This window comes from Marivirga sp., from assembly GCF_035704835.1.
Lineage (GTDB): Bacteria > Bacteroidota > Bacteroidia > Cytophagales > Cyclobacteriaceae > Marivirga.
Genome location: NZ_DASSWQ010000049.1, coordinates 95006 through 116843 on the forward strand (window position 1 = coordinate 95006; position 21838 = coordinate 116843).

General features: G+C 35.1%; 21 protein-coding genes. 12 read left to right on the top strand and 9 right to left on the bottom strand.

Translation table 11 applies throughout. The annotated features are described in order from the left end of the window. Positions 1–15: 15 nt before the first annotated feature. The 5 genes from VFM92_RS07960 to VFM92_RS07980 form a co-directional block, all read right to left on the bottom strand. A complete protein-coding gene (locus VFM92_RS07960; RefSeq protein ID WP_325121675.1) occupies positions 16–1290 on the bottom strand; it encodes a hemolysin family protein in 1275 nt (424 codons plus the stop codon). Between the two features lie 247 nt (positions 1291–1537). Beyond that, positions 1538–2137 (bottom strand): LPS export ABC transporter periplasmic protein LptC, encoded by a 600-nt coding sequence (gene lptC, locus VFM92_RS07965; RefSeq protein ID WP_325121676.1) that lies wholly within the window; start codon positions 2135–2137, stop codon positions 1538–1540. A 319-nt stretch (positions 2138–2456) separates the two neighbouring features. After that, a complete protein-coding gene (locus tag VFM92_RS07970) occupies positions 2457–3761 on the bottom strand; it encodes a tetratricopeptide repeat protein (protein ID WP_325121677.1) in 1305 nt (434 codons plus the stop codon). 12 nt (positions 3762–3773) lie between these two features. Beyond that, positions 3774–5069 (bottom strand): hypothetical protein, encoded by a 1296-nt coding sequence (locus VFM92_RS07975; protein WP_325121678.1) that lies wholly within the window; start codon positions 5067–5069, stop codon positions 3774–3776. Continuing rightward, positions 5056–5772 (bottom strand): type III pantothenate kinase, encoded by a 717-nt coding sequence (locus VFM92_RS07980; RefSeq protein ID WP_325121679.1) that lies wholly within the window; start codon positions 5770–5772, stop codon positions 5056–5058. Before VFM92_RS07980 ends, VFM92_RS07975 begins: the two co-directional genes overlap by 14 nt. A 35-nt stretch (positions 5773–5807) precedes the next feature. On the opposite strand from VFM92_RS07980, the gene VFM92_RS07985 reads away from it, so the two are divergent. The 3 genes from VFM92_RS07985 to VFM92_RS07995 all read left to right on the top strand — a co-directional run bounded on the left by VFM92_RS07985 (position 5808) and on the right by VFM92_RS07995 (position 9778). Next, positions 5808–6890, top strand: a complete 1083-nt coding sequence (locus tag VFM92_RS07985) for an anhydro-N-acetylmuramic acid kinase (protein WP_325121680.1) — start codon at positions 5808–5810, stop codon at positions 6888–6890. An 82-nt stretch (positions 6891–6972) separates the two neighbouring features. Continuing rightward, the gene (locus tag VFM92_RS07990) at positions 6973–8199 is read left to right on the top strand and encodes a Glu/Leu/Phe/Val dehydrogenase dimerization domain-containing protein (protein ID WP_325121681.1); all 1227 of its coding nucleotides are present in this window, start codon (positions 6973–6975) and stop codon (positions 8197–8199) included. A 76-nt stretch (positions 8200–8275) separates the two neighbouring features. After that, entirely contained in the window at positions 8276–9778 is a 1503-nt protein-coding gene (locus VFM92_RS07995) for a sodium:proton antiporter (RefSeq protein ID WP_325121682.1), read from the top strand. Between the two features lie 57 nt (positions 9779–9835). On the opposite strand, the gene hemE is transcribed toward VFM92_RS07995, so the two are convergent. Continuing rightward, positions 9836–10867, bottom strand: coding sequence for a uroporphyrinogen decarboxylase (gene hemE / locus VFM92_RS08000; RefSeq protein WP_325121683.1), 1032 nt, complete (start codon positions 10865–10867; stop codon positions 9836–9838). A 99-nt stretch (positions 10868–10966) separates the two neighbouring features. Here hemE and sdaAA point away from each other — a divergent pair, with 99 nt between their 5' ends. Beyond that, a complete protein-coding gene (gene sdaAA, locus VFM92_RS08005) occupies positions 10967–11875 on the top strand; it encodes an L-serine ammonia-lyase, iron-sulfur-dependent, subunit alpha (protein ID WP_325121684.1) in 909 nt (302 codons plus the stop codon). Between the two features lie 7 nt (positions 11876–11882). Here sdaAA and VFM92_RS08010 read toward each other — a convergent pair whose 3' ends face one another. Together VFM92_RS08010 and upp are read right to left on the bottom strand one after the other, a co-directional pair. Continuing rightward, the gene (locus tag VFM92_RS08010) at positions 11883–12839 is read right to left on the bottom strand and encodes a calcium/sodium antiporter (protein WP_325121685.1); all 957 of its coding nucleotides are present in this window, start codon (positions 12837–12839) and stop codon (positions 11883–11885) included. A gap of 3 nt (positions 12840–12842) precedes the next feature. Then, positions 12843–13493, bottom strand: coding sequence for a uracil phosphoribosyltransferase (upp, locus tag VFM92_RS08015; protein WP_325121686.1), 651 nt, complete (start codon positions 13491–13493; stop codon positions 12843–12845). A gap of 134 nt (positions 13494–13627) precedes the next feature. On the opposite strand from upp, the gene VFM92_RS08020 reads away from it, so the two are divergent. From VFM92_RS08020 to VFM92_RS08050, 7 genes are all read left to right on the top strand, one after another. Next, complete coding sequence (locus VFM92_RS08020; RefSeq protein ID WP_325121687.1) at positions 13628–14548, top strand: M20/M25/M40 family metallo-hydrolase; 921 nt, start codon at positions 13628–13630, stop codon at positions 14546–14548. A gap of 2 nt (positions 14549–14550) precedes the next feature. Continuing rightward, positions 14551–15078: a hypoxanthine phosphoribosyltransferase gene (gene hpt, locus VFM92_RS08025; protein WP_325121688.1), complete on the top strand. Its 528-nt coding sequence runs from the start codon at positions 14551–14553 to the stop codon at positions 15076–15078. A 156-nt stretch (positions 15079–15234) separates the two neighbouring features. Beyond that, positions 15235–15813 (top strand): adenylate kinase, encoded by a 579-nt coding sequence (locus VFM92_RS08030; protein WP_325121689.1) that lies wholly within the window; start codon positions 15235–15237, stop codon positions 15811–15813. Positions 15814–15913: 100 nt separating this feature from the next. Then, positions 15914–16906: a GTPase ObgE gene (obgE, locus tag VFM92_RS08035; RefSeq protein ID WP_325121690.1), complete on the top strand. Its 993-nt coding sequence runs from the start codon at positions 15914–15916 to the stop codon at positions 16904–16906. Between the two features lie 122 nt (positions 16907–17028). Then, on the top strand, positions 17029–17640 hold the full coding sequence (locus VFM92_RS08040; protein ID WP_325121691.1) for a nucleotide exchange factor GrpE: 612 nt from the start codon (positions 17029–17031) through the stop codon (positions 17638–17640). A gap of 110 nt (positions 17641–17750) precedes the next feature. Beyond that, positions 17751–18878 (top strand): molecular chaperone DnaJ, encoded by a 1128-nt coding sequence (dnaJ, locus tag VFM92_RS08045; protein ID WP_325121692.1) that lies wholly within the window; start codon positions 17751–17753, stop codon positions 18876–18878. Positions 18879–19046: 168 nt separating this feature from the next. Beyond that, complete coding sequence (locus VFM92_RS08050) at positions 19047–19952, top strand: hypothetical protein (RefSeq protein WP_325121693.1); 906 nt, start codon at positions 19047–19049, stop codon at positions 19950–19952. A 99-nt stretch (positions 19953–20051) separates the two neighbouring features. On the opposite strand, the gene VFM92_RS08055 is transcribed toward VFM92_RS08050, so the two are convergent. Continuing rightward, positions 20052–20435 carry a hypothetical protein gene (locus tag VFM92_RS08055; RefSeq protein ID WP_325121694.1) on the bottom strand — a complete coding sequence of 128 codons (384 nt, stop codon included), beginning with the start codon at positions 20433–20435 and terminating at the stop codon, positions 20052–20054. Between the two features lie 99 nt (positions 20436–20534). On the opposite strand from VFM92_RS08055, the gene VFM92_RS08060 reads away from it, so the two are divergent. Beyond that, positions 20535–21653, top strand: coding sequence for a tyrosine-type recombinase/integrase (locus VFM92_RS08060; protein ID WP_325121695.1), 1119 nt, complete (start codon positions 20535–20537; stop codon positions 21651–21653). Positions 21654–21838: the final 185 nt, after the last annotated feature.

The following is a 21838-nucleotide window of genomic DNA, read 5'->3' on the forward strand; positions in this document are numbered from 1 at the left end:
TTTATAACTTTCTAGTTAATTTGGGTTGTTCACAATTAGCTTTACGAGATTGATTCTATTTTCTTCCATACTTTCAATTACAAACCTGAACGGAGGGCTAACTACTTCGTCTTTTAATTGTGGGAAATTTTCTGTGATGGATAAGATAAACCCCCCCAAGGTATCGTAATCACCCTCTGGAAGATTTAAGAAATATTTATCGTTAATGTAATCTATTTCAAGTCTTGCGCTAAAAATAAAGGTATTTTCAGATACTTGCTCCTCTGCGAGGTCTTCATCATCATGCTCATCTTGAATCTCTCCAAAAATTTCTTCTATGATGTCTTCTAAGCTGACAATTCCCGATGTTCCTCCAAATTCATCTACCACTAATGCCAAACTTTTGTGTTCCTGAATGAATTGAATCATTAATTCATTAGCTGGCATTGTTTCAGGTACAATTATGATGGGGGTTAAAATATCTTTAATGGAGAATGGTTTTTTAAAAAGAGCTAGAGAGTGACAATAGCCAATTACATCATCAATTGTATCTTTGTAAATAAGCACTTTTGAATGACCACTGTCACTGAAGGCATCCTTTAGTTCTTCAATTGTATCTTCATAATCTACGGCTACTACTTCCGTTCGGGGAATCATACATTCCCTCACTTTAATCGTTTTGAATTCTAATGCGTTATTGAAAATCTTCTTATCTAACTCTACCTTACTTTCTTGGTGGTCAAGTTGAACTGTGTTTTTTACAAAATGATCTAAATCTGTTAAGCCGAATACGGGTTTATCTTCTTCATAATTTAAGCGTAGCACGTATTTTATAAATAGTTTTGATAAACTAACTATAATAAATACGATGGGATATGTAATGTAATAGATGAGCCACAGCGGAAGCGCAAAAAATGATAGCAGTCCATTTGGATTAAGAAGAAATATACTTTTGGGTGTGAATTCAGCAATAAAAAGCACAAATATGGTGGAAATAAATGTTTGAGCTAGCAGAATAAATGCTGCATTTTGAAAAAATAAAGGCAAATTAGAAATAAGAATTGGTTCTATCATTTTGGCCATATAAATACCATACACCACCAAGGAAATCGTGTTGCCAATAAGCATTGTGCCTATAAATGACGAAGGTTTTTCTAGAAATTTTGAAAGTATTTTACCAGAAATGATACCCTGTTGGCTTTGCAATTCTATATGCAACTTATTAGAGGAAATAAAAGCAATTTCTGTTCCTGAAAAAAACGCAGAGAATAATAGCGATATTATGATATAGATTAAATAGCTACTTTCCATTTTTTATTTTGACTTTCCCCTCTGTTCATTTTTTTGTTTTAAATATCTTTGTAAAAGTAATAGACATATCGACAACATAAAAATCCAGTAGGAATATTCAAAGCCTACTGTTATAGATTGATGGATTCCTATAATGAAAAAAGCAAAGGCAAGGCCTAATATGATAAAATTAGGTTTGTGTGTGGTTGCTTGTTCTTTGTTTTGGTCTTTCCTTTTTTGTTTCATCGAATTTGACTAAGGTACTGGATTAGTTACTTTTTTCTTTATTTTTAGTTGGTTCTGTTAGAAGTTCAGGGGTATCGTTTTTAGTAGAATCTTCAGTTTCTTCCTCTAGATAAATTGTTCCACTAGGATTCAGAATTCTATAGGTAGAGAAATCTTGTTTGGCAACTAATCCTGTTCCTGTAGAAATTTGGTCAGCCGATTCTATTCTTACAAATTTATCAGTATATATTTCTTCTTTCTGTGGTTCCCAATATAATTCCTCACTATTCAGTTTTCTTTTTTCTATATAGCCAATTACTTCAACGTCTCCTTCTGCTTTATACCTATCCTCTTCTTTGGAATAAAAAGCAGAATTGGCATCTAAAGTGGATGACATGGTGCCATCTGGGTCGTAAAATTCTATAAAAATATCATTAGGAAATTCCCTATCGCCATTTTCATATTCAAATTGCTTCGAAGCCCTTACAATAACTCTAACTTTAGCTGAATCAGAATACATTATTTTTACAGTATCGGCTACCATGATGGGGCCTGTATATTCTTCAAACACTTTTTTATCTTCCAGTCCTGAAGAACATGCTGATATTAGAGTACTTATAGTAAGAAGACAAATGTATTTCATGTGTATATGTTTTATTTTTTAGTCGTCACATGGGATAGCTCAGCCATCCGTAAACCTTAAAACCAACACTTTTCTTTTAATATTCATGCTCGGTTGGTATGTGGCAGCTTATGGCTATTTCATGTTTATAAGTTTAATTTCAATGATTAAAAGGCCTAATTTTTATGTTTTTATAACAAATTACGTAATTGCAAGATTTCACTTAAATTTTCCTCCGTTATTAGTAGTAGGTCGTGATATATAACTTTTTCAAGTAGTAAAAATAAAAAAAGCGGTCAGATATAATTGTCATGACCGCTTTTAACAAAAATTCCTAAATTTAATCTCTAATTTGAATTTGAATTGTTTCGTTAATCCAACACCCAACGGTTAATTCTTCACCAATTTCATAATCATAGTTAAAAATGTCTTCGTTAGAAGGAAATTGTTCTTTAGCTAGGCTCATTCTTTTTTCAGCACCTCCTTTTTGATACATGTCATAAGCGGCAATAAAAACTGCTCTATCTACAACGATGTCTTTTCCTCCTTTGCAGTCATTGAAACTTTGAAAGTACAAGTCACCAATAATAGTATATGCTGTTGTTTTAGAAGGATCAGCTTCTAAAGCATTGTAAGCAAAACTTCTAGCTTGTGATCGGTTTCCTTGTTTAGAGGCTATATCAGCAAGTTCAATGTATACTTCTGCTTTTTTGATATTATCTTCTGTATATTCTAAAGCCTCTTCAAGATATTTCTGTGCAACATCTAAATCTCCATTTGATTTAGATTTTAATGCAATCATTCTAGCTAAACCAAATTCAGGCGTATTTGCTTGCACTACTTTTGCGGCCTCTATAAAAGAGTCAGAACTAGTACAACCTCCTGCTAAACCAAATTTGACAATTCTTTCAGCATCTTCTTGATTTTTTCCATCTTCTATAAACGCTGGATATAATTCTTCATCAATTATGTTACAATCTATAGTAACAGAAGCATTAAATAATGTTTCAATATAATCTCTTGCTTTTTCAATGGTTTGTTTGCTTTCTCCATTTGCTTCCATTTTGTCAAGAATCTCTTGAACTTGATCATAAATCGCGATAATATCTAAATCTGTAATTGGTCCACCAGTCAATTTATATCTTCTAGCAGCATCCATGTAGTATATAGTGTTGGATGTAAAGCCTTTTGCTCCTAACATTTCGATAGCTTCCTTTTCTATCTCATACAATTCTTTGTATTTATCTTTTCTTTCTTTCCAAACATTATAAGCATCATTGGCTTTTCTATTGGTTACATTTTCAATATCATTGAAATATTTCATTCTCAAATCATACAAAATCACAACGGAGTCCTGCATGTTTTTTTGTTCTTGACCTGTTGTAGTCTCTGCTAAGTTCTCATAAATTTTTACTCCTTGAATGTAAATGGAAGGGTTAAGGTCTGGTGTTTCTTTTAACAACCACTCTAAAGGAGGTTTCGCTTTTTCATATTTTTCTGCAGTAAGAAAATCTGAATAAAGCGCATTTTTCTCCATAGCCTTAGATTTTTTGTCTGGATCTTCTGGCCAATTCCAACCACTTTGCCCAAATATCATAGCTTGGGCTCCTATTATTAATGCAAGTGTCAATAGAATCTTTCTCATCTTTCTTAAAATTTAATCAAACTGTCTTCTTAAAAACCATCTGTCGTTAAATGTAAAACTCAAATTAAAATTTAGATAATTTTCTTGTACTAAATTATCTAATAAAGTTCCTCTCTGGCCAACTTCAAAAGCCAAATTAATATTTGATATCTTATTAATCGGTAAGGTAGAACCAAAAGTTATGCCAAACGAATTTATGGAGTTGCCATTGATAACTAATGGACCATTTGAAATGTTAAGACCTGCTCGGTATGTTATCCTTTCAATATACTTACTACCTGATTCAACATTAGGAGTAAATTCACCACCGAAATTCAGCTTTATTTGCTCCTGGAAGCTGTTTTCACTCACTCCAAAACTACTGTATTGTGACCAATCCTGATAGGAAACATCGGCTAAAATAGCCCATGAATTTGGTTTCATATAGCTTATTCCAAAACTTATTTTTTGTGGCAGAACCGTAATGCCTGCGCTATCATTATCTAAAAATAAATCTTCATCCGTTTCAGGTCTTAATGGGGTTTCGGCTGTGCTTAATAATTGTAGGTAAGAATTTCTGGAAGTCTTTAGGTTCGATTGCAAATCATATGTAGCTCCAACAGACAAGAAATTTTTCCCTATCTGTTTCATAAATTTAGTTCCTAGTGTAAACGAAAAATCAGAATATTGGTCTGAAAATTCTGTCGATACTAAGTAAGGTAGAAAAATAGTGTCAGCACCATTGATAATGTTCTGGTAAACGGTTCTGTCGGTCAATGTTCCGAAATTGTAGTTTACTTCGGCACCTACTGCAATGTTTTTAGTAATATTCCATCCGTTAGCAAAGCTAAATTGGGAGATAGTGCCCTCGCCCGAAAATTTGGTTTCTTCTGCTTGAGGGTCGTTAAGTCTATCTGAACTTTTTCTTAATATGTCATAGTTTTTTGTGGTTAATGGCCTTAATGTAAAAGATATTGCATACTTACCAGCAATGATAGGGAAAGCAATACCTACATATTTTAATCCACCATTTATTTGTCTGTAACGCGTAACATCATCATTAATATTGTTTTGATTAAGCGATAAACCAGCTTCAAAAGAGGTGAATCGTTGACTTCCTAATAAGGCAGGGTTTAGTGCAGGGATAAACCAAGGACTTTGATAAGCAATTCCTGCATTTCCCATTCCATTATTCGAAACAAATCCCTTTTCAGACATTAAACCCAATCCATATGCTGAATAAGGAGAAATCATCTGCTGAGAAAAAGATGATGAAATAAAAATGATGGAAATAATACTGGCTATTAAACCGGTTTTAAACTGACGCATTATATCTTAAAATTGCATTTAAACCCACTAAAACTAATTCAGGGATTGCAAAGATGGGCTCTTTTATTTTAGATTCAAAGAATTTTGCATCTCCGCCCGTAATTAATGTCTTGAGCGGTGAATATTTTCTTTCAACCTCTTGAATATAAGCCTCTATCTCCGCCTGAATCCCTAAAATAACTCCGCTCTGCATTGCATTGATTGTGTTGTCTGCAATGTAGTTAGTTATTGAATCAGGTTCTACCAACGGTAAACGAGCTGTAAAATTATGCATACTTTTAAATCTCATGTGCATTCCTGGTGAAATGGCACCTCCATGATAGTCATTTCCCTCCGAAAGCACTTCGTAAGTGATGCAGGTTCCCAAATCAGCAATTAGTATATTTGAATCAGGATATAAAGCTTGTCCGCCTGCTACTGCCGCTAGCCGATCCAAGCCGATCGTTTTCGATTTGTAATGATTTTTAAAAGGTAGAGGAGTTTGACTATCCAGTAAAATAGGATTTTGAAGAAGCACCAACTCATTTAAAATATCTTCATAAGGAAGATTAACACTTGAAATAATAGTAGAATTCAATTCTTTTGAACCTATAAATTGATTGAGTTCAAATAGCGATGTAAAAGATTCCGTGAAATCTAATCGGTCATTCTTAAAAATACCAATTTTAGTTTTAGTATTGCCTACATCTATGACTAAGTTCATATTTCCTGATTTGAAATTTAAAAGTAAATAATTTTATGCAAAAGCTCACCTTCAATGTAATTGGTTTAATGTCCGGCACCTCTCTCGATGGACTGGATATTGCATTTTGCAAGTTTGAATTATTGTCAAACCAGAAGTGGGACTGGGAAATTGTTACTGCCGAAACGAAAGCCTACCCTCAGGATTTGAAATTGAAATTGGCAAAATCTAAAGACCTTAGTGGTCTTGAGTTACATTTTTTAGATGTTGACTTAGGAAAGTGGATGGGGCAGGCTGTAACACAATTTTTAAATGACAATAAATTGGAAGCTGATTTTATAGCTTCTCATGGACATACTGTTTTTCATGTTCCGGAGAAGCAGCTCACACTGCAAATTGGAAATCCGAATTTTATTCATGTTATCACTAATTGCCCCGTAATTTCAGATTTTAGAACGTTGGATTTGGCAAAAGGAGGACAAGGAGCTCCTTTGGTTCCTGTGGGGGATGCCTTATTATTTAGCGAATTTGATTTTTGTATCAATCTGGGAGGAATAGCAAATCTATCTTATGAAACGCCTGAAAAGCAAAGATTGGCCTATGATATATGTGCTTGTAATATTTTATTAAACTCATTGGCCAATATGAAAGGGTTAGAATATGATGATAAAGGTACAATAGCAAAGTCAGGGAAAGTAATTGACTCGCTTTTAGATGAGTGGAATGATTTCCCTTTTTTGAAAAAGGATTTTCCGAAAAGTTTAGGTATAGAGCAAATTGAACCAGCAATTTTATCCAAAATTGACGATAAAAAATTTGCAGTTGAGGATATGCTCACCACAGCCGTTGAACATACTGCAATGCAAATCAGTAAATCATTAATTTCTTCCCCAAAAGAAGGTAAGGTGTTATTGACAGGTGGGGGAGCATTTAATGATTACTTGGTAGAAAGATTAGGGGCTATGCTAAATCAAAAATATGAGCTGGTGGTTGCAGATCCCAAAACAGTGAATTATAAAGAGGCGCTGATTTTTGCATTTTTAGGAGTTTTAAATGTAAGGAATGAATGGAATACCTTAGCTTCGGTTACCGGTTCTCATTCAAATAGTGTCTCTGGTCAAAAGCTGGGTAATATTTGAAATTAATTTTTGTAGTTTTGACGTTTTGGAATTAATGTGAAAAAATCATTAAAGCTTTTGCAAAACGATTAAAATTGAAAATATGAAGGAACTCTTAGAGAAATTTGAGAATAAGCGACCAGAGGTAGTATTTGAATGGAAGGATTCTGAAACAGAAGCCGAAGGATGGGTGGTCATCAATTCACTGAGAGGAGGCGCTGCAGGCGGTGGTACTCGCATGAGACCTGGACTGGATAAACGCGAGGTAGAATCATTGGCTAAAACCATGGAAGTGAAATTCACGGTTTCAGGCCCAGAAATAGGAGGCGCAAAATCAGGTATAAATTTTGACCCTAATGACCCAAGGAAAAAGGGGGTTTTAGAAAGATGGTATAAAGCGGTCTTCCCATTGCTGAAAAATTATTACGGGACAGGAGGAGATTTGAATGTAGATGAAATCCATGAAGTCATTCCGATTACGGAGCAATATGGTTTATGGCATCCGCAAGAAGGGGTAGTAAATGGTCATTTCAATGCATCAGAGCCTGAAAAAATCAAGAAACTCGGGCAATTAAGACAAGGAGTCATTAAAGTAATTGAAGCTCCTAATTACAGTCCTGATATTAAAAGAAAATATACTATTGCAGATATGATCACCGGGTTTGGAGTAGCCAAGTCTGTAGAACATTATTATCGTATTTGGGGTGGTAAACTTCATAAAAAGAGAGCAATCATTCAAGGATGGGGAAACGTAGGTGCTTCAGCTGCTTATTTCTTGGCACAGTCAGGTGTTAAAATAGTGGGGATTATTGATAGAAACGGTGGCTTAATCAATACTGAAGGCTTCAGTCTAGAGGAGTTGAGATTATTATTCTTGAATAGAAAAGGAAACGAATTAATTTCTGATGATTTAATACCATTTGATGAAATAAACTCCAAGATTTGGGCATTGGAGGCGGAAATTTTTATTCCAGCAGCAGCTTCCAGGCTTATTTCCAAAGAACATGTAGAAGAAATGATTGCATCTAAATTAGAAGTGATTTCTGCTGGTGCAAACGTTCCTTTTGCTGATAAAGAGATATTTTTTGGTCCTATTGCTGATTTCGCAGATAATAGAGTAGCTGTTATTCCTGATTTTATTGCAAATTGTGGAATGGCTAGAGTTTTCGCTTATTTGATGACCTCTAATGCCGAAATCACGGATGAAGCTATTTTTGAAGATACGTCCAGAACAATTGAAAGGGCGTTGCGTAAAACTTTTGAGGCTAGTAACTCTGATGTTAATATTTCAAAGACTTCTTTTGAAATTGCCTTGAGTCAATTAATTTAACATATAATTAATCATTTCTTCTTAGGGTTGTTTATTGGAAACTTCCTAAATTGAGGATTCTTGAAAAATCATTTGCATGAGAACATCATTATTTTCTATTTCAGCAATATTTTTGACCCTAGTATTTTCCATCATTTTTGTTCCAAAGCCTTACGCTGCGGAACCTGACACTGCCATTGAAATGGTGGAGCAGGATAGTCAAGATGGGAATAACTCTAAAACTGTAGAAAATTCAGAAGCTGAAGAGGAAGTAAATCATTCAGCACCTGCATGGACTGTTATTCCCTTTGTTTTGTTATTATTGATGATTGCCACAGGACCGCTTTTCTATGAACATTTCTGGCATAAAAACTATCCTAAAATTGCCGTTATCTTAGCTATTTTGGTCGTGAGTTATTATTTGTTTGTAATTCATAATACTCATAGCCCAGTTCACGCAGCATTTGAATATATACAATTTATCTCCTTACTAGCCTCTCTTTATATAGCATCAGGCGGTATAGTGATTAATGTGAATAAAAAATCTACGCCATTTGTCAATATAGCTATGCTTTTGATAGGAGCGGCAGTATCTAACTTAATTGGGACAACAGGGGCTTCTATGTTATTAATTCGTCCTTTTATTCGACTTAATAAAAATAGGATAAAAGCGTACCACATTATTTTCTTCATTTTTATGGTAAGTAATATTGGAGGTTCATTAACACCAATTGGTGATCCACCACTATTCTTAGGGTTTTTGAAAGGAGTTCCGTTTTTCTGGACACTAGAGCATAATTGGCCAGCATGGATTTTTGCTCTTTCAGTGCTAGCGGTAATATTCTATTTTCTGGATAAACGAAATAAATCAGGAGTTGAGGAAGATGAGAAAGAAGTATTTGACAATAAAATAACCATCAATGGTAAGCGAAATTTCCTATGGTTATTAGTTATCATTATTTCTGTGTTTATTGATCCAAATGTATTTTCTTGGGTGCCTGGTATATCCTACGATGGACAAGAATTTTCTTACATTCGTGAGGTAATTATGCTCAGCGTTGCTTACTTATCTTATAAATTTGCCAAAGATAAAGTTCACGATTTAAATGAATTTAGTTTTGAACCGATAAGAGAAGTTGCCTTCATTTTTGTAGGTATTTTTGGTACCATGATGCCAGCTTTGGATTTAGTTGGAGATTTTGCGAAATCCGAAACCGGAGCAGCTTTAATTACACATAATACCCTTTATTGGGGAACAGGGATACTTTCTGGATTTTTAGATAATGCACCTACCTATTTAAATTTCTTAGCGGCAGCTATGGCTTCTCAAGGAGCAAGTATATCGGTATTGTCTGAGGTAACACAATTTGCAAATGGCGGTGTTTATTATGATTCAGTAATTGATTTAACCGCTATATCTATTGCGGCAGTATTTTTTGGAGCAATGACTTACATCGGAAATGGTCCTAACTTTATGGTGAAATCAATTGCTGAACAAGTAGGTATAAAAATGCCGTCTTTCTTCGGGTATATTATTAGATATTCCATCCCATTCCTACTCCCACTACTAGTATTGGTTTGGTTATTATTTATCAGATAAAAGAAAAGGCAGAGAAAGCGCTCTGCCTTAATTATTTACCTGCCATCTCTCTTTCTTTTATTTGAGGCTGTATTCTTTTACAGCTTCTATGAAATACTTCACGTGATCAGGATTAATATCTGGATATACACCATGTCCCAAATTGGCAATATGTCTTCCTGAGCCGAATTTTTCTAACATATTTTTGGTGTGTTTCCTGATGGTTTCTTTATCAGCATAAAGAACGCATGGGTCAAGATTACCTTGTAAAGTTTTATGAGCACCTACTATTTCCCTTACAGAATGTGGATTCATTGTCCAATCTAATCCTATAGTTTGGTAATCAAGTTGGCTTAAATCTGCGAATGCGGCATGTGCATCTTTTGCGAAAATGGTTTTAGGAACATTCTGAATGGCATCGGCAATTTTTCTCAAATAAGGAATAGCAAATTCCTTATACTGCTCATGCGATAAAATACCAGCCCAACTGTCAAAAACCTGAACTAAATCAGCTCCTGCTGAAATCTGTGCTTTTAAATAAGCGATGGTGCTATCAGTAATTTTATTTAGAAGTTGATGTGATACTTCGGGTGCTGTGTAAAGCATTGCTTTTGCTCTTGAGAAAGTCTTGCTTCCGCCACCTTCTACCATGTAGGCAAAAATAGTCCATGGAGCACCTGCAAAACCAATTAATGGAACTCTACCGTTTAATTCACTTTTAGTGATTTCAATGGCTTTAGTCACATAGGAAAGACTCTCTTCAACATTAGCGACCGTTAATTTATCAACATCTGCTTCAGATTTGATGGTTTCTGGAAAATGTGGTCCTCTTTTTTCAACCATCTCATATGGCAACCCCATTGCTTCAGGAATAACCAATATGTCTGAAAAGATAATGGCTGCATCCACCCCTAAAATATCTACAGGTTGAATGGTAACTTCAGCGGCCAATTCAGGAGTTTGTGCTAATTCAATAAATCCACTAACACTGGCTCTTACCTTTCTATATTCCGGCAAAATTCTGCCAGCTTGTCTCATCAACCAGACTGGAGTTCTTTCAACCGTTTCGCCTTTTGCTGCCCGCAGCAACAAATCATTTTTTAATTCCATACTGCAAATATACATTCATCTTGTGCTTCTGAATTATAATAATGCTAAACTTTTATGTTTCTTTGCCGATTAATGCATTAGGCTAAACTATATATCGCGATGTCAATACTTTTTAGTGAATTTAAGGAATGGAAAGAATACTGTGAAAAGAAAGGCGTAAAGCTGTTTGAGCCCGTTTTGGAATATGAGAAAGACCAAAAGGGAAAAGAGGCAGATTATGTTTGGGAAAATTTACTAATTGCTTACGATGTAATGCGTGATGCAGTAAAAACTGGATTAGAAGAAGATATGCAATCTCGCTCAGGAATGATCAATAATGGAGCTAAAAAAGTATATCAAAATCCATTAACCGTTTTGGATCCTAATTTTCAGAAGTTGATAGCGAGAGCATTGGCTGCAAAAGAGGTGAATTCTTGCATGGGTAGAGTAGTTGCTGCTCCAACCGCAGGGGCAAGTGGGATTTTGCCAGGCACTATGGTGACACTTCAAGAAATTCATGGATTAGAGGATAGAAAGATTTTGGAAGGTCTTTTAGTCGGGGCAGGAATTGCTTTAATTATTGAACAGAAAGCTTCCTTAGCAGGTGCAGTTGGGGGCTGTCAGGCAGAAACTGGAAGCGCAGCAGCGATGGCTTCAGGGGCAATTGTTTATTGTTTAGGTGGCGATATCGACCAAGTATTTAATGCCGTTGCCATTACCATTCAATGCATGTTAGGATTAGTTTGCGATCCTGTAGCAGGACTAGTAGAGGTTCCTTGTGTGGTGAGAAATGCAAGTGCGGCAGCTATTGCGAATTCATCTGCGCAAATTGCTTTGTCCAATGTAAGTGGTGTCATTCCAGTAGATGAATGCGTGGATGCACTCGGTGAAGTAGGACAAAGTATGGAAACCAAATATAAAGAAACCGCAATGGGAGGTTTGGCTGCAACATTAACTGGGCAAAGTATATCTAAAAGAGTTTTAATTCAGGATATTGAAATGTTACCTGATGAGGATGAAAATAATTAATTTACTTTCAAGTTATAACGGTGATGGTATAGTAGACATATACACCTACTAGTATTAAACCCTCATAGCGATCAACAGTTTTATTGAGAGCCATAAATGGAAGGATTAGTAAGGTAATTCCTATCATCCATATCATGTCTGAATTAATAATAACTTCGCTTACTTCTATATCGGCAATCAAGCTGGTAATACCTAGAATAGAAAGAATATTGAAAATATTAGAGCCCATAAGGTTACCCAGTGCCATGTCAGTTTCTTTTTTGAAAGCTGCAACGACTGAGGTAACTAACTCAGGTAAACTTGTACCTACAGCAACTACAGTTATACCAACTATACGTTCACTAATACCCATGTAGATTGCTAAATCTTTAGCACTATTTACAAACCAATCGGAACCAAAATAAAGCCCAGCCCCACCGATTGCTATAAGTGAAACGTCTCTTATCATATTCTTTTTCGAACTTGAAGTTGGAATTTCAACTTCAATCCCAAGATCTTGTGGGCTCATATGGTTTTTTCTTGACCTACGAATAATAAAAATTATGTACAATGCTAAAAGTAACATAAATCCTATTCCCTCATAATCATTTACATAGCCTTCTTGCACTAAAAAGTATAAAAGTAGTGAACAGCCCATTGTCATAGGCCAATCAATCTTAATAGAGTCTGAATTTACAGGAATGGGAGCTATCAGTGCTGTAATTCCTAAAACTAAGGCAAGATTACAAATATTAGATCCAATGACATTTCCCATGGTAATATCAGGGCTTCCAGCTAAAGCAGCCTGTATACTTATTAGTAGCTCTGGTGCTGAGGTACCAAAAGCTACAATTGTTAAGCCAACAACCAATGGTGACATTTTCAATCGTAAAGCAATTCGTGAAGCGCCTCTAACTAATAGTTCACCTCCTAAAATTAGGACGGCTAAACCAAGTATGAGTAATAGAGTGTTAGATAAAGGCATTTATTAATTAGTATGTTTTTGTCCGAAACTTAAATCTCCAGCATCTCCTAAACCAGGTAAGATGTAGGCTTTTTCATTTAATTCCCTATCCAATGAACCTAAATATATTTCACAATTTCCATCAAAATAATCATTAATGTAATTCACACCCTCTGGAGTTCCTATGGCTGCAGCAATGATTATCCTTTCAGGTTTACCTATTTGTTGGATATGATCGATTGCTTTCACTAACGATTGGCCAGTGGCTAACATCGGGTCGGCTATTATTAATGTTCTGTCCTTTACTGGAGGCAAAGCTTCATACCCCATTTCAATGGTGAAATTATGGTCATCAGTATGCTTTCTGTAAGCACCGATAAAACCAGAGTCTGCATGGTCGAACGTATTAAGAAATCCCTGATGGAAGGGTAAACCAGCTCTCATCACACTTACTATCACAGGAAAATCATACATCAGCGCTACCTGTGTTTTTTCAAGTGGTGTTTGAATTTCTTTGTTCTGAAAATATAAAGTTTTGGAAATCTCATACGAAAGTAATTCTCCTATTCTTTCAAGATTTCTTCTAAAACGATATCGGTCTCTTTGAATATCTACTTCACGTAGTTCAGCTAAAAAATGGTTCGCAATGCTATTCTCTTTGTCTAAAATATACATTAATAATAGTAGGAAGGTAATTTTTAATGAAACAACTTAAATATAATTTTATTTTCTAAGAAAAAAATTAAAAAATTGAAATATCGTGATGATTATCCTCAATTCTCATATCAAAAGATTTTAACTTTGCCACAATGATAGATTATAAAGTACTTCAACAGCTATGCAGTATTCATGCTCCTTCAGGAGAAGAATACATGATGAAAAATTTTCTACTTCAATACATCAAAAAAAATCAATCAAACTGGAAAGTAAAGCCAAAGCTACATCATGGCGAAGATTATCAGGATTGTCTTGTTTTGGTTTTTGGCAAGCCTACCACTGCAGTTTTCGCTCATATGGATTCGGTTGGATTTACGGTGCGTTACGAGAATCAGTTGATTCCAATTGGCGGACCAGAAGCTAAAAAGGGATACAAATTAAAAGGAGAAGATTCATTAGGACCAATCGCTTGTGAATTGGAATTGAATGAGGAAAATCAAACCTTCTATAAATTTGGAAGAGGAATTGATCGTGGTGCAAGCCTTACGTTTGAATGCGATTTCAGGGAGACAGATGACTATATACAATCCTGCTACCTAGACAATAGATTAGGCATTTTTAATTGTCTTAAATTGGCAGAAACATTAGAAAATGGTATGATCGTTTTTTCTGCTTACGAAGAGCATGGAGGAGGAACGGTTCCTTTTTTAGCCAAATTTATGGTGGAGCAATATGGAATTCATCAAGCTTTAATTTCGGATATTACATGGGTAACTGAGGGAGTGGAACATGGAAAAGGAGTAGCTATTTCTATGCGAGATCGTAATGTTCCCAGACAATCATTTGTACAGTTGATTCAAAATATGGCAGAACACTCAGGAATTCCATATCAATTAGAAGTAGAAGCGGGCGGCTCCAGCGATGGACGAGAATTACATGAATCTCCTTATCCAATTGACTGGTGTTTCATTGGTGCGCCTGAGGATAATGTTCATTCTCCTGATGAAAAAGTTCATAAAAGAGATATTGAAGCTATGTTGGCGATGTATCAATACTTAATGAAAGAATTATAAGTATGATTAAAATTATAGATAAGGAATTTGTTCCCTACCTATCGGAAGAAGAAATTAAGGATAGAGTAAAAGAAATGGCCGCTGAAATTAGTGCTGCCTATGAAGGTAAAAAGCCACTTTTGGTGAGTGTATTAAATGGTTCATTTATTTTTACAGCCGATTTAATTAGAACAATTGATACACCCATAGAAGTGACATTTATTCGAGTGGCTTCTTATGAGGCATTGCAAACCACTGGGAAGGTAAAAGAGATATTAGGATTGAAAGAGAATGTTTTTGACCGAGATATTTTGATTTTGGAAGACATAGTAGATACGGGTACAACTTTAGAACATTTACTAGATGCTTTTAAAGATTTAGGTACAAAATCTATAAAAGTGGCCACCTTACTGCATAAACCTGATGCTCAGGAAAAAGCCGAAAAGCCGGATTTTATAGGATTTAAAATTCCTGATAAGTTTGTAGTTGGGTATGGCTTGGATTACGAGGGGATGGGAAGAGAATTAAAGGAAATTTATCAATTAAGATAATTGTAACAATTTTAAACATAAAACTTTTATCTTTGATTTTCTATTATATTAAATCTAATAATTGATTTCATAAAATTTATTGTTTAGTACTGAAAATAAGATAGTTATAAACTTTACTCGTGTAATTGCCTAATAGGCTCTATTTAAATTACAATCATGTTGAATATTATATTATTTGGCCCTCCCGGAGCGGGAAAAGGGACACAAAGCGAAAAAATTATCGATAAATATAAATTGACCCACATTGCAACTGGGGATTTATTCAGAAAACATTTAGGAGAAGGTACTGAATTAGGTAAATTGGCTCAGAAATATATGGATGAGGGCAATTTGGTTCCTGATGAAGTAGTAATCGGAATGGTGGACGAAAAAATAAAGGAAACTAAAGCAAGTAGTAGTGGATACATTTTTGATGGATTCCCTAGAACAGTCCCGCAAGCAAATGCTCTCGATACTTTATTAGAAGAAAAAGGTGAAAAAATTGCCGGAATGATTGCATTAGATGTTCCTGAAGAAGAATTGAAAAAGAGAATTAAAGAGAGAGGAAAGACATCTGGAAGGACGGATGATCAAGATCTTGCAAAAATTGAAAATAGAATAAAGGTTTATCAAGCAGAAACTTTACCAGTAGCCAACTATTACGATGGCAAAGGTAAATTTGTCAAAATACACGGTGTAGGCAGTATAGGTGATATTTTTGGTAAAATCTGTAATGAAATCGAGAAAATAAAATAGGATTAATGATGTCCTACTCCAGCCGACTTATGCAAAATAGGTCGGCTTTTTTATTTTCCTGCCTAAATTAAACTAAATTTGCGCCTTAAAATTTAGTCCCATGGCCAATCCCAATTTTATTGATTATGTTAAATTCTGCTCTCGTTCCGGAAAAGGAGGTGCAGGTGCCGTTTCTATGCGAAGAGAAAAGCACGTTCCCAAAGGTGGGCCTGACGGAGGAAATGGGGGACGTGGCGGAAATATTATTTTAAAGGGCAGTACCCAACTTTGGACACTCCTGCATTTGAAATATAAAAAACACGTTATAGCAGATGGCGGTGAAAATGGTGGAGGAGCTAGGAGTTCTGGAGCAGATGGAAAAGATATCATTCTTGAAGTTCCACTGGGCACTGTTGCCAAAGATGCCGAAACAGGTGAGGTAAGATTTGAAATAACCGAGGAAGGAGAAGAAAGAATATTAACTGAAGGCGGTAGAGGAGGACTAGGAAATGCAAATTTCAAAACGGCTACGAACCAAACGCCCCGTTACGCTCAGCCAGGAGAGGATGGAAAAGAAGAATGGATTATTCTAGAGCTTAAATTATTAGCGGATGTGGGCTTAGTAGGTTTTCCTAATGCGGGAAAAAGTACTTTGCTTTCAGTTGTTTCCGCTGCAAAGCCAGAAATAGCTGATTATGCTTTTACTACCTTAACGCCAAATCTTGGAGTAATTCCTTATCGTGATCATAAATCATTTGTGATGGCTGATATTCCAGGGATTATTGAAGGAGCTGCAGCCGGAAAAGGTTTAGGAACTCGCTTTTTAAGACACATCGAAAGAAATTCCATTTTGCTTTTTATGATTCCTGCTGATAGTAAGGATGTCAAAAAAGAGTATCAAATCTTGATTAATGAGCTTAAGGAATACAACCCGGAGTTGCTTGATAAAAACAGATTATTAGCCATCACAAAATCGGATTTAATGGATGAAGAACTGATGAATGAGCTTAAAAAAGAATTACCTAAAGACTTACAACATGTTTTCATTTCATCTTTAACGCAGGATAATATTGATGAGCTTAAAGACATGATTTGGAAGTCTATAAATGCGTAAATAGAATTAATTATACAATTACTCAGCATTTAGATTCAAATGTCAACTTGTCAGTGATATGGCATTTGGCAAACTCCTTGTCACCAAATGCTGGAAATTAGATAGAATAACAACATACAGTTATGGCTAAAGAAGAATTAGACGAAAAAGATTTGAAAAAAGAAGCAGAAACTGCTGAAGATATAAAAGACGAGCAAAATTCAGAGGAAGCAAATCAGGAAGAGCGCTCTGAGGAAGAAAAAGCTGCAGAAGCAGAAGCTCAGGCTAAGGATGAAGAATTGTCAGATTTCGAAAGGCTAGAGATCGAACTGGCAGAGTCGAAAGATAAATTCTTAAGGCTATATTCTGAGTTTGAAAATTTCAGAAGAAGAAATGCTAAGGAACGATTAGAATTAGTGAAAACTGCTTCCCAGGAAGTAATTGCTGACCTTTTGCCTGTGATGGATGATTTCGAAAGAGCTCAAAAATCTTTTGAAGATCAATCTGAAAATGAAGCTTTGAAAGAAGGCTTTACCTTAATCAAAAATAAATTCGAGAAAACCTTAATGAATAAAGGCTTAAAAGTGATGGATAATGAGCCAGGAATCGAATTTGATCCTGAAATTCATGAGGCTATTACCAAAATACCTGCTCCTGATGAGAAATTGAAAGGCAAAGTGGTGGATGTAGTTGAAAAAGGATACTTATTGAATGATAAGGTAATCCGTTTCGCGAAAGTAGTTATAGGAGAATAAATAGAGCGTATTAGGCAATATAGGTGTTTTTTTTGCCCCGATAATTACTGGGATTGATAGTCAATACCAAAGAAAACATTTGTCTTTTTAAATATTAGAATACAGATAAGATGGCTAAAAGAGATTATTACGATATACTAGGTGTTAGCAAAGGTGCTTCGGAAGCAGAAATTAAGAAGGCTTATCGAAAAGTAGCCATCAAGTTTCACCCCGATAAAAATCCTGATAACCCAGAGGCAGAAGATAAATTTAAAGAGGCAGCTGAGGCTTATGAAGTATTGCGCGATCCGCAAAAACGTCAGCGCTATGACCAATTTGGTCACGAAGGAATGAAAGGCGGAGCAGGCTTCGGTGGTGGCGGTATGAATATGGATGACATCTTCTCTCAATTTGGCGACATCTTTGGTGGTGGCGGAGGTGGTGGCTTCGAAAGTTTCTTTGGAGGGGCTGGAGGAGGTCGCAGAACTAGAGGAAGAAAAGGTTCAAACCTTCGAATTAAGCTTAAACTAGATTTAAAAGAAATTGCTCACGGTGCTGAAAAGAAAATAAAAGTTAACCGATTGGTTTCTGCCGATGGAGTAACCTATAAAAATTGTGATACTTGCGGAGGTTCAGGCCAGGTTAGAAGAGTAACCAATACGATGCTTGGACAAATGGTTTCGGCTAGTACTTGTCCAACTTGTCATGGTTCTGGTAAATTTATTGATAAAAAGCCGCCTCATGTAGATAATACTGGACTTCAGTCTAAAGAAGAAGTGATCAGTGTTAAAATCCCAGCAGGTGTAACGGATGGCATGCAATTATCCATGGCGAGCAAAGGAAATGAAGCCCCAATGGGAGGTGCAGCAGGTGATTTGATTATTCTTATCGAAGAAATTGAACACGAAGTATTAAAGCGTGATGGGAATAATATTATTTATGACCTTTATGTGAATTTCGTGGATGCCGTTTTAGGAACAACGGTAGAAGTACCGACTATTGACGGGAAAGTAAAAATCAAAATAGAACCAGGTACACAGTCTGGTAAAATATTAAGATTAAGAGGTAAAGGAGTTGGAGATGTAAATGGATATGGTAGAGGAGATCAGTTAATTCATGTGAATGTTTGGACCCCAAAGAAAGTTACTGAAGAAGAGAAAGAAATGTTAGAAAGCATGAGAGCTTCAGAAAACTTCAAACCAAATCCTACAAAAGCAGATAAAGGATTTTTTGATCGAGTGAAAGAGTTTTTTAATTAAGATTCATCCTATATTCCTTAGGTGGAGCAGAAAGTTACTTTAAATGTAGAAAGAGTTTTATACGCAAGCAGACGTTTGCGAAAGCTAAATACCATTATTCTAAAATGAGTAGTGGTTTTTTATTTTTAACAACAACCTAATAGATTATGCCACCGTAATAGCTATATTATGGCTAGGGCTTTTCAGAACATCTCAATTTTAACTTATTTATTACTATTTGCATCAACTGCAGTTGGTCAAGAATTGCACAAGCATTTTGAGGTTAAAGAATCTCGCGGAATCGATAAAATAGAATTGAAAGTTTCTACTAAAGCGGGAAAATCATTTTTAAATGCGGTAGATGAAGATGAGCCAATATTAATTTTAGGCGCAACTGAAAATGATGTAGCTGCAAGCTCCTTTAAAATTGAAAAGCTACAAAACACACAAAAAGTAAATGCAGAACTCACTTGTAAAAGCCATATGGGCTTAAATTTTACTGAATCAGTAGCTAATAATATATTTTCATCATCAGACCAGATTCATGATATCTGGCAAATAAATTTATCTGAACATCAAGCTTTTGATTTGAATTTGAGTTATTTGATGGGTGAAGCAAATGTAGATTTGAGCAGACTGGCGGTGGAGCGTTTAAAAATAAAATCTGCAAGTGCCGATGTTAAATTAGCTTATAGTGAAGCCATCATGAATAGTGTGGCCATGGACACTTTTTTTGTAAAAGTGAATTTTGGTAATATTGAAGTAAAAGATTTGAACTATGCATTAGCAAAAGAAATCATAGCTGAAGTAGGTTTTGGAACCATTTCCATAGATTGTGGCTCTGATTGGAAAATAAATAGCAGAGTTTCAGCCTCAGTTGGGGCTGGTACTTTAAATGTTATTTTACCGCCCGAAGAAATACCTGTTATCATCAGATTAAACAACTCCCCTCTTTGTAATATAAAAATGGCTGAAAATTTTGAAAAAATCGGGCATAACACCTTCGGCAATCAAGCCTACATCAACAATCCTGATGAAAGCATGGAATTTTTGCTTGATGTGGGACTGGGGAGTATAGCTTTTAAGAATCGATAGGTTTCCAAATCTATTAGATTCAAGCATCGGTTAGAACTAATTAAGCCACCCCTCATTCAAAAATCCACTTGGATCAATCTTGGATTATAAAATTTATACTCAATCCATGTAAGCTTGCCATTGCACCAAAATAAAACGGTAAAGTTTTTTCCTTTTATCAAATTTCCTCAAGAAACCATATTCATAACAAAAAAGATACACATCGTCTTTTTCATTTTTCCAATAGTTGGTAAAATATTTAGGATTGAAACCTTCTCTCAACAGCATTTCTTCCCTTACAGTTGTAACGCCATCTTTATTGTATTGCTTTAAAATTTTCCTGTTTAGCTTCAACTGTTTGTCCACCTTTTCAAATAATGATTTAGGCGTTTTCTTTTTTTCCTGATATTGATAAGCACTTTTACAATAAGGATCACAAAATATTTTATCCACCCGACCACTTAATGGATCATTACAGTATTTACATTTTAATATTGTTGTCATAAAAGTATATTATACGAATAATATACGCATAAATATACTGGTAAATTTGATTGATGACAATCAAAAATCTTTTTTGGAGACTGAAAAAACGCTAAAATCATGGATTTACAGAAACAAATTACATTAAAGCACTTATTAATCAATAACCAAAAGAAAATTGGTATACAGTTTTATCCTGACAAAGTAATACAAGCTTTGATTAAATCACTTTCAGGTGTTAAATGGAGTGAAAAATTTCAAATGGTATATCTACCTAATAATCAACAGAATTTCTATACCATATTGAAGACATTTAAAGGAGTTGCATGGGTAAACATGAAGTATTTCGCTCGAAACAAACCTGTAAACACATACGGTGAAGATTTAAAAATTGACGATTTACGCAAGAAATACCCTAAAATACCAGAGGCTTACTTTCAGAAACTGGAATTAAAGCGGTATGCCCTAAAAACAGCAGAAAATTATACAGCTTGCTTTGACCGCTTTAGAAGGCACTTTCCAACAAGAAAATTAATGAGTATAGACGAAACTGACATTAAAAATTACCTAAAAGGACTAGCGCAAAGAAAATACTCTGATTCTTTCGTCAATCTATCCATAAACAGCATCAAATTTTATTATGAAGTGGTGGAAGGAATGCCAAATCGATTTTATGATATTGAGCGCCCAATGAAAACCGAGCGTCTACCTGAAATTTTGAGCAAAGAGGAAGTCATAGCAATGATTAACAAAACCTTTAATATTAAACACCAATGCATAATTAGTTTATTGTATTCTTCAGGACTAAGGAGAGGTGAATTATTAAATTTAAAATTGAGTGATATAGATGGTAAGCGGATGACGATAAGAGTAGAACAAGGAAAAGGGAAAAAAGACAGATACAGTATATTAAGTGAAAAACTTCTTTTAAAATTACGTTTATACTACAAACAGTATAAGCCAACTCATTACTTATTTGAAGGAAAAAAAGGAATGCAGTATAGTGGGAGCAGTATACGGCAAATAGTTGCCAAAGCTGCAAAAAATGCCAATATAAACAAAACGGTAAGACCTCATATGCTCCGACATTCCTTTGCTACTCATTTACTTGAGGCTGGCACTGACTTACGCCACATTCAACTGCTATTGGGACATAATTCAACAAAAACCACAGAGATTTACACTCACGTTGCAACTGACACTTTTAAAACAATTAAAAATCCACTAGATTGCACATAAAACTATAAAAGATATAGTGACAACTTTTATGTCACTATCGAAATGTTAGCGGTAATTTTACGAAAACGACATAAATACTAAAAAACAATCCGATGAAGCTATAAGTAACTGTTTAAAAATAAAAACAGAAATAAATCATTACTCTCAAAAGTTATGATGATTTGTATTTATCAACAATTTAAAAT